Origin of the sequence: Streptomyces hirsutus (assembly GCF_001418415.1) — a bacterium.
GTDB classification, from domain to species: domain Bacteria; phylum Actinomycetota; class Actinomycetes; order Streptomycetales; family Streptomycetaceae; genus Streptomyces; species Streptomyces hirsutus.
Genome location: NZ_LIQT01000609.1, coordinates 1 through 1373, shown reverse-complemented (window position 1 = coordinate 1373; position 1373 = coordinate 1). Strand labels below are relative to the sequence as shown.

Below are 1373 nucleotides of genomic sequence, written 5' to 3'. Positions count from 1 at the left end.
CAGCACCCGCTCCCCGCCGAGCCGCTCCCAGTGCCGGATCCGGACCCGTACCTCGCCGCCCTCGCCGCAGCCAAGACACCCGCCGAGGTCAGCGCCGTCACCCAGCACCTCCTGGACGCCGCCCAACCCGCTCTGAGCGCGATGAGCGGCCTCCTCGTGGCCATTGCTCGGTGGGGCGCCTGCACCGGCACCCGCACCGGGATGGGCAGGGGTATCGGGGAGCGGTGCCTCGTAGGTGGAGGCCACCCCGTACCCCGCGTACACCGCGGGCCCGCCGAGCGCGCCGCCGTCACCCTGCCCCGCGTACCCGGCATGCCCCGGAGGGGTCTGCCGGGCCTGCGGGGCCTGCGGGGTCCGTCCGGTGTGCTGGGGCAGGTACGACGTCTCCTCCGCGGCCGTCGGCGGGACCGGGGGCTGCATCTGCGTCTCCCAGGTCTGTCCCTGCCACTGCTGCGTGTACTGCTGGGCGGCGTGCGGATCGTCGTACGCCTGCTGCCCTCCGGGCCATGCCTGCGACGGCCCCTGCGCCTGCCCTTCGGGCCGCTGGTGCTGGAGCGGGGGCGGGTCGTAGCCCTCGTCGCCCTCGCGGCGTCCGTCGTACCCGTCATAGCCCTGATACGGCTGGTTGGTCATCGCTCACCCTCCTGCGAACGGCGGGAGCACCTCGACCGTGCCGCCGTCGGCCAGCCGTACCGTCTCATGTGCGCGGGTGCCCACGGGATCACTGTCGACGAGGAACGAGCATCGCCGCAGGACTCGCGTGAGTTCGCCGGGGTGCCGCTCGCGCACCGCGTCGAGCGCGTCGGCGAGCGTGACCGCCTCGTACGACTCCTCGGCCGTCCCGGCCGCGGCCTTGGCGGCGGCCCAGTACCGCACCGTGACCTTTGCCATCTGCTGGTTCCTCAATGTTTGACAGTGGACACGGTCAGGCTAGCCCGCCCGGGCCACGGCCCAGGCCCCTATCCGGTGCAGCAGTCCGTCGGGGGCCGCGCTCTCCGCGTGTCCCATGCCCGGCTCCACCCACAGCTCCCCGTGCTCACCGGCGGCGGCCGCCAGCATGCGCGGGTGGTCGAGCGGGAAGTACCCGTCGCGGTCGCCGTGCACGACCAGCAGCGGCGTCGGCGCGATCCTCGGCACCGCCTCGACCGGGGACAGCGGTACGGGGTCCCAGTCCCGGTGGTGGATCCGGGTCCGCAGCCCGTAGCGCCCCACGAGCCGGCCCGACGGCCGGGTCGCCAGCCAGTGCACCCGCCGCATCGGAGCCGTCCCCCGGTAGAACCAGCGGGCCGGACCGCTCACCGACACCACGGCATCGGGACCACCGGCAGAGGCAGAGGCACCGGCAGAGGACCCGCCGCCCCCGTCCCCATGCC

The 1373-nt window shown here is 74.5% G+C and carries 2 protein-coding genes and 1 pseudogene; all 3 read right to left on the bottom strand.

What is annotated here, in order from left to right; translation table 11 throughout:
• Window positions 1-633 (bottom strand): annotated as a pseudogene (locus tag AOK11_RS45795) (hypothetical protein); the annotation flags it as partial.
• A gap of 3 nt (window positions 634-636) precedes the next feature.
• Window positions 637-891 (bottom strand): MoaD/ThiS family protein, encoded by a 255-nt coding sequence (locus AOK11_RS35725; protein ID WP_055597800.1) that lies wholly within the window; start codon window positions 889-891, stop codon window positions 637-639.
• Window positions 892-930: 39 nt separating this feature from the next.
• The coding region (locus tag AOK11_RS35720; RefSeq protein WP_478501596.1) for an alpha/beta hydrolase family protein at window positions 931-1373 on the bottom strand (443 nt) is incomplete at its 5' end.

Coding starts and splice junctions, on each gene's coding strand:
- AOK11_RS35725 (WP_055597800.1), bottom strand. CDS start 891: ATGGCAAAGGTCACGGTGCGGTACTGGGCCGCCGCCAAGGCCGCGGCC.